Annotated in this window: 5 protein-coding genes; 1 reads left to right on the top strand and 4 read right to left on the bottom strand. The window is 43.8% G+C overall.

Annotated elements, in window-relative coordinates; translation table 11 throughout:
• Positions 1–308, bottom strand: a 308-nt coding sequence (locus tag V5298_RS18795; RefSeq protein ID WP_332932967.1) for an RlmF-related methyltransferase, incomplete at its 3' end; no start/stop codon positions are given.
• A 124-nt stretch (positions 309–432) separates the two neighbouring features.
• Positions 433–1,347 carry a choice-of-anchor L domain-containing protein gene (locus V5298_RS18790; protein ID WP_332932966.1) on the bottom strand — a complete coding sequence of 305 codons (915 nt, stop codon included), beginning with the start codon at positions 1,345–1,347 and terminating at the stop codon, positions 433–435.
• Between the two features lie 768 nt (positions 1,348–2,115).
• Between V5298_RS18790 and V5298_RS18785 the strand changes: the two genes are divergently transcribed.
• Positions 2,116–3,789: a putative bifunctional diguanylate cyclase/phosphodiesterase gene (locus tag V5298_RS18785; RefSeq protein WP_332932965.1), complete on the top strand. Its 1,674-nt coding sequence runs from the start codon at positions 2,116–2,118 to the stop codon at positions 3,787–3,789.
• Between the two features lie 50 nt (positions 3,790–3,839).
• On the opposite strand, the gene V5298_RS18780 is transcribed toward V5298_RS18785, so the two are convergent.
• Positions 3,840–5,375 carry an aryl-sulfate sulfotransferase gene (locus V5298_RS18780; protein ID WP_332932964.1) on the bottom strand — a complete coding sequence of 512 codons (1,536 nt, stop codon included), beginning with the start codon at positions 5,373–5,375 and terminating at the stop codon, positions 3,840–3,842.
• 280 nt (positions 5,376–5,655) lie between these two features.
• A partial coding sequence (yccS, locus tag V5298_RS18775; protein WP_332932963.1) for a YccS family putative transporter occupies positions 5,656–7,503 on the bottom strand: 1,848 nt, incomplete at its 5' end.

The raw sequence follows: 7,503 nt of genomic DNA, 5'->3' as shown, positions 1-7,503 counted from the left end.
CCTTGGATATCTGGGCCTGTAGGAATTCGACCTTGATTATCGCCCGCTAAAAGATCGGCAATACCGTGAATATAATCGGCTCTACCAGGTACCGGAGGACACAGATAACCCGCAGGAATATCCCAATGCGTTACATGGTAATAATAAGCCAGCAAGGCAGCATTTAAGGTTTTTACCGCTCTGGGATCGGCAAAATCAATACTCAACTTACCACTTTTTGCTTTCACCAAATAAGAAGCAAGTGCGGGATAGGTCTGGCAAAGCTTGGCCATGGGATAGCCATTTTTATGAAGGTTTCTTGGGTGCATTTACGTTTACTTAGCGCTGAATACGTAAAGAATATCATTGATAGGGAAAACTTAGCAGTACTCGGTAATCCATCACAGAAAAAAAAGGCCAAGTGAAAATTTGGCCTTTTAACTAAAAATTATCTTAGTGACGACGTCTTAACCCAAGCATTACCCCGATACCACTTAAAAACAGGATCGCACTAAAAGGTTCATCAACACTGGTGGTAGGCGGGTTATTCACACCGCCATCGTTATCGGTGTAAACCCCGGTTAAGTTACTTAAAAACACACCGCTGTCAAAAATGGAATCCGAGGTATCCGCAATAGCAATTTTGAGGGTATGCTCCGTTAACGTCTCATCAATCAAGCCGACCAAATTTAGGTTCGTACTAAAACCGTCGTATTCAATATCAAATAACCCCGCAGCATTATCGATAAAGTTACCCGCATTGGCACCTTGTACAAAAGACACTAAACTTCCATCAGGAAAGAACGCATAGTTAGTGCCGTCCACAAAAACACCGAAGACATCCGTTACTGCCTGGTCCGGAAATTCATCACTACCAAAAATAAAATCCAGGGAAATGGCATTGAAACCCGCATCTAAGGTAAAATCGAATTCGATGTAATTCACATCATTGGTGACACTACTTGGTGCGCCTGCGGTTAATAACAGATCGCTAAGATCCGCATCACCGCCGGTTGCTGGGGTAAACGGATCAAAACTGGTATCCGTATTGGTGTCCGGTATATTCGCTGTACCGCTCGTTAACGCCACACCTTGCCCCATGGAAACCGTAGTGGCGCCATCGGTGATGTTTACCCCCGAGAAAATACCGGATTGGGCAGTATCGCTATCAATACCATCGCCAATGGCACCCACAAAGGTTTCGCTACCTGACACGATATTCACTCCCGCCCCTGGTACGATCAAAGAACTGGTAATATCCGAAATTGCATCATCACCGGTTTCGATGAGATCAAGTCCCAACAACCCCGCATTTGCATTCAGCGATGAGGCCAAGAACAGCGTAAAGCCCAGTTTGTATATTTTCATTTCAATAGTCCTATTTTAAAATTTACTTGTCCGTGAAATCTCAATGAAATGACTACAGCATGAGAACCGCCCTACTGCGTAAGCATATTAAAGACCAGTTTTTCAACTTAGAAGAAAATCAGAACCTTACCATTAATCCTCAGTTCACCGCCCCACAGACTGTAAAGGTTATTGACACTAACCAGTTACTAAAGTAACGAAAACTCAGTTTTTTTTACTAACTAAACCCTGGACTGTTTGAACATACGTGGTTTAGCCATGCCCAGCGAAAATGAGGTAAGAACAAGGCAAGAAACCGTGCATTGGGTAATGATGGGCACAAACATCACACAGATTAACTTGCTGCATTCCTTGCTAAACCCCAACCCTCTGCTATAAGTACTATGAAGCTAAACTTAAAATTATTCTTTAAAACCTTGCGTTTCATCCCATACATCAGCGCATTCGCACCTTAGAGCATATCAGTAGATGAATTCAAACAGCAGTGGGATAAAAAGCGCTCTTCCTTTCTTAACCATTATATTTGTAATATTTTCCCTGGTTTTGATTTGGAGCTTTTTTACTCTGACCCATAGTAATTATTTTCATCAATTGAATATGCGTCATTTTAAATATGTGAATGACTTAAATGCCATAATGTCATCCCCCATAAAATCATTTCCCACAAATACACCATTAATCATTGACGATATCCGTCATTCCATCGTCAAGATTAGGCAACAACCAATAGAATGTTTAGAGAATATAGGCAGTACGGATCGCCTACTCATGCGACTAATTAATACGGATAGCATCATTACGATCTGTGAAAATGACCTAAATAGCGCCAACCAGGCATTAGCAGCAATAACACAATACGAAATGGGAGTGATTAACGAACAAAGGCTTCATAGCCTGCTGACCCGCGCCTTGGTAGACTTTGGCCAAAATTCAACAAATTTTGAAGTTCCCGTTGAAAAAACGGTGCAATTTGTCGCCCAAATTACCATTTGGATCATCATTTTTTCGTCTATTATTGTCTTAGCATTTACTATTTATCTGTCTCAAGCCGTCTCTGTTGTACTCACAAACCGAGAGACAACAATGAAGGCTCTTGTTGAAAGTGAAAAACGAAACAAAACCTTAGCCTATAAAGACACACTAACTGGGTTACCCAATAGAAATTTACTTGAGCACACCATTAATTTAGCCATTGCTAAATCGGTACGCAATCATTCTCAATTTGCCGTTATGTTTATTGATCTTGACCAATTTAAAGACATCAACGATACCCTAGGCCATACCATTGGCGACAAGGTCCTTATTGAAATGGCAAGTCGAATTGCTGATACCTTTAGGGAATGCGATAGTGTTGTTCGCTTCGGTGGTGATGAGTTTGTTACCGTTACCGATGATTTTGAGGCAATTGAAACCATCGATGCCATTGCAAGGCGCGTGATCGAAGCCATCAGTAAACCCATAAAGCTAACTCAGATTGAAACCTTTATCACGGCCAGTATCGGTATTGCCTGTTACCCTGAAAATGGTACGGATCCGACATCATTATTAAAACATGCCGATACCGCCATGTATCAGGCTAAAAATGCAGGAAAAAATCAATTTCAACTTTACAACAGAAATACCGCCAACAAGAACAATCGAAAACTTTCGATTGTTCAACAACTTCACCATGCCATTTCCAATAACGAATTTAGCTTGGCGTACCAACCTGTGGTTAAACTTGCCGATAACAGCACCGTAGGCAGTGAAGCATTGCTACGATGGACCAACATGAATAATGAGAGGATTGGTCCAGATGAATTTATTCCCATTGCGGAAAATTCCGGACAAATTATTGAAATTGGTGACTGGGTGTTACAGCAAGCCTGTGCCCAGTGTAAAATTTGGCGTGAAGCGGGTGCGGTAAACCATACCATGGCCGTGAATGTTTCTTCCCGCCAAATAAAAGATGCCAGCTTTGCCAAACGACTATCCAACATGTTAGATGAATATGCGCTGCCAGCCAGCAGCATCCATATCGAGATAACAGAAAATATCGCCATCACCGAAGACAAAGTATGCGTAGCCAACCTCCATGAACTCTCAGAGCTAGGCGCATTATTGCTGCTTGATGATTTTGGTACCGGGTACTCCTGTTTAAGCTACCTTAAAAATCTACCCTTTGATATTTTAAAAATTGATAAGAGCTTTATGCCAGCCAATAACACCATTGCATCCACCATTATTGCCATGGGTCACGCCTTAAATATGGACGTTATTGCTGAAGGCATAGAGACAAACCTGTGTCGCACATTTCTCCACAACCTAGATTGTCAATATGGTCAAGGGTATCTATTCCAAAAACCGGTTCCCGCCAATGAATTTGATGTTTTCAAAAAATTCAACGTGGGTTTACAGTCTGTTGCCGCCCCTGCCACCAATATCAATGCACCTGGGCATTAATCTGGTGGCAACCCCTTGTCTACGAATATTTCCCAACCTGTCTGAATCCCCTATTCAAATAACTCGCAAGTATAATCTGAGCCATTTTCAATAGGTCCACTGGCCGTCAGACTGTAATAGGACAAGCCGATATAATCCGTGGCGTAACGGTTTATACGAAATACAAAGTTTTTGCCTGCTGTCTCGCCCTGGGTAAGCACCCCCGTTTCATCCACCGGCGCAATATATTTCCATACCACATCGCCATCATAGGTCACTTCAAAAAAGGTCCCTGTGGTACCTTCATCGATAATCGTGTTGCCATTATCCAATCGCTGGGCACCGGAAATGTTAGCGGCATAAAAATCAGTGGGGGTATCCGCAGTGTATGTCCAGGTGAAGTCATCAGGGCCGTAGGTCCCGTCATCATTTATTGTATAGTCGCCAGAATCACTCACTTCGGTATCCACCACATTCACCGTGGAATAATCACTATCGCCATAATAATTCGCTTGGTTGTTAAAGACCATGACCTGGCCACCTTCGGTGTAGTCATCATCTATCCAGTAAGCATCATGCTGTAAAAACAGTTTTTGATCGTCAGCATCGCCCATGTCATAAGTTTGAGGATTTCCCCAACGAAACAGAATATCACCGCCTTTACCCCGTGTGCCCCCGGAGTGAGAAGCCGCTTCTTCGGTGGTGGTGGAGTGATCGATGATCCAGAACTCGCTGTAGTTACGACTGTTAATGATGATTTGATCCAGATCTGCATTGTAATCCACCGAATTCATATGAATTGGATCGGCCTCGTATTCAACATCTAATCCGGTAAAATTAATATCAATTAATTGGGGGTTTTCAGAAATAACACCATAATTGTCCGCTGATACATCTGCATCCTGTACCATATGATCCCACGAATCCCATTGCCATATAATGGCGTCATCAGCGCTATCCACCGTAGGATCTAACTCAATAATTTGTTCGCTCCACAGTGCATGTCCGCCGGTATACCCCGCCGCTTCAGCTTCTGCCGCGGTGTGTTTATTCCATACCATCACCAGCACCGTACCTGTACTTTCAAGGTATTCCACGTCGTGATGCATAAACTGAGTATCTGTATTGAACTCGTAATACCATTCAACTTCGTTTTGCGAATTGATAATTTCAATACGGCCCGAGTCGCCGCCCGCTTCCAAAAATTCACTGTTTTCGGCGCTTTGAAAGCGTGCAGTATGCAGCAAATTGCCGTTTTCTAACAAATACGCCGACATGGTGGTATAGTCTGAATCCCAGCTTTGCACCATCTCACCACAGTTATCAATTAAATAGGTAGTAGTAAAACGCAAACCACCAAAAAGAGTATAACCGTTTTGCGCCTCTTCAGAATTAAGTACCAGACCGATGGTGTTGGAGGTAGAATATTCGGTCACCGTTGCATCAGAATCTGTATCATCATCACTGGTATCATCACTGCTGGATTCATCTGTTGAACTGGTGACGGAAGTATCATCAGAAGAACTTGAATCACAGCCTGAAAGCAAAAGCGCTAGCAACGCCAGTAACGTGACAAAAACGTATGAAATGGATGTTCTCAATTGCATTTAAAAACCTTACAAACAGACGAAATGGGATTTTGGTGAGAAAGGTTTCCAAAAGGAAACGTCAAAACGACTAAAGATTAACGAGAAGACTAGTGTGAGCATTGACGTCGATTATGCAATTAAATTTAATAAGCTTTACCCATTCTCCACACAATCTGCATATTTCAGATAGATCTAGCCCATATTCGCCCCAAATGCCTTAACCATTTTCCTATCGCGTCTTTTGTACAAGGGAAGGGTCTGATTGTCTGACGCTGATGGCCGTTGCTAATTGCCTGTATTATGCTTTCAAGGCTTCTCCGTGAACCTGAATTTGCAGCTCTCGGGTGAGCTTACGAATGTCTTCTAATTGACCAAGTAGCGACAGTAATTGGGATAACACAAAATAATGTTGTTCATTTTCCTCCGCGGTGCAGTTTTCCAGTTTTGTTCGTAGCTGCTCAAATTCATCGCTGCAGTCCACCACCAGGCGACTTTGTTCCAGACACTCTGCCACCTCGACTAAACTATTCACAATATAATTGCCCGCTTCCACCAATAAGGGGTCGCTCGCTTGTTGAGTTAAGGAATCCCGATGAGCACCAAAAGCCGCAATATAATTAAATAAGGTGTGACTACGAATGACTAAGCGCTGCCATAATTCGGTATCTCGACGAAAATGTCCCGGCTCTTGCTGCATATTGACCAACGTCGACGTTAGCAACGCATCGGCATTATTCGCTCTTCGCCGGCTATGTCGATAAACCTGTTCGGTTACCCCTTGGGCTTGATAAAACCCCATCAAGTCTCGTAAATACTCTGAGCTCCTGCGCAAACCTTCGGCAAAGGTGATTGGCAATTGACGATAGGCCCAATCCGGTAAAATAAAGAATACCGCCAGCCAAGAAATGACACTGCCAATTAATGTATCCACCAACCTGGGTAAAATAACGTCGTAACCATCGGATACCTGATTAAAGCAACAGATCACCATTAAAGTAATGGCCGACGTAGCAAGAACGTAGCGATGTGTTCGGGTTAAGAAAAACACCACCCCGGCAACCACCGCAATAAGCAATTGAATCAGGTTTAAGGGAAAGAGTGTAATCAAACTCCAGGCGAGTACTAAGCCCACTACCGTACCCACAATACGCTCATATAACCGTTGGCGAGTGGAGCCAAAGGTAGGCAAACACACAAATAATGTGGTTAACATCACCCAATAGCCCACCGAGATCTCCGTTGTTTGAATGATGGCGTAGCCACATGTGAGCCCCACTGACATACGCACCGCATGACGAAACACCTGTGACTTAGGCGTTAGCTGGTCCATCATTTGGCTTAAAATAGCGCGGAAAGTGATCGGCGGTTGGGGGATTTGCTGGGATGCATCGGTTAACGACACATCTTCTAATGAACGCGCCTTATCAAGCTCTTGCTGTAAGCCAACCACATTGTCGGACAGCTGACGTAACGAACGAAATAAGCGGCTTTGCACCGGCTGAGCATGATGTGCCAGATATGCCATGGATTTTTTTAAACCCGCCACCGCCACTTCACTATCGTGAAGATCGATGGCTTGCTTACTGCGGATCGCTTCGCCAATTTTGCTACAACTGACACCGGCTTCGTATAACTGGCGTTGAATGCGAAAAAGAATATCACTGTGGAAAAAGGTTTCTGCTAGATCCGCATAATCATAATGAGAGGAGCTAGCCCGTTCGTGAATACCTTGGGCAATGAAATACAATTGAATGTAGCGGCCTAAACTCGGGTTTTGCGGACTACTATCGATACGACTCACAAGGATTGCCCGCACCTTGTTCAACGCAATAACTACCTGTCCATGCTGTTGAGCCAGCTCCAACCTTAATGAATCTACCGCTTCACTGGTGATCAACGGAAACAAGCGTGATTTCAGTTTTAAATAACGCCCCACCTCAACGTACAAGGTGGCCAGGGCCTGACGTAGTGGAATATGCACAAATAAGGCCGCCCAGATAACCGACAGTACGCCATACCATAGTGCGCCTAAGGCTAATAATGCCGGTTCGTACCAAACCGGCACCTCATAGGTTGCCTGATTTAACCCAATCATGGTGTACACCGCTAGAATGAGGGTTGCCTGAGAAATCAGACCGTACCGTCG

The sequence above is a fragment of the Alteromonas sp. 14N.309.X.WAT.G.H12 genome (assembly GCF_036697315.1).
In the GTDB taxonomy this organism is placed as follows: Bacteria; Pseudomonadota; Gammaproteobacteria; order Enterobacterales; family Alteromonadaceae; genus Alteromonas.
This window is presented reverse-complemented; position numbering and strand designations above follow the sequence as displayed.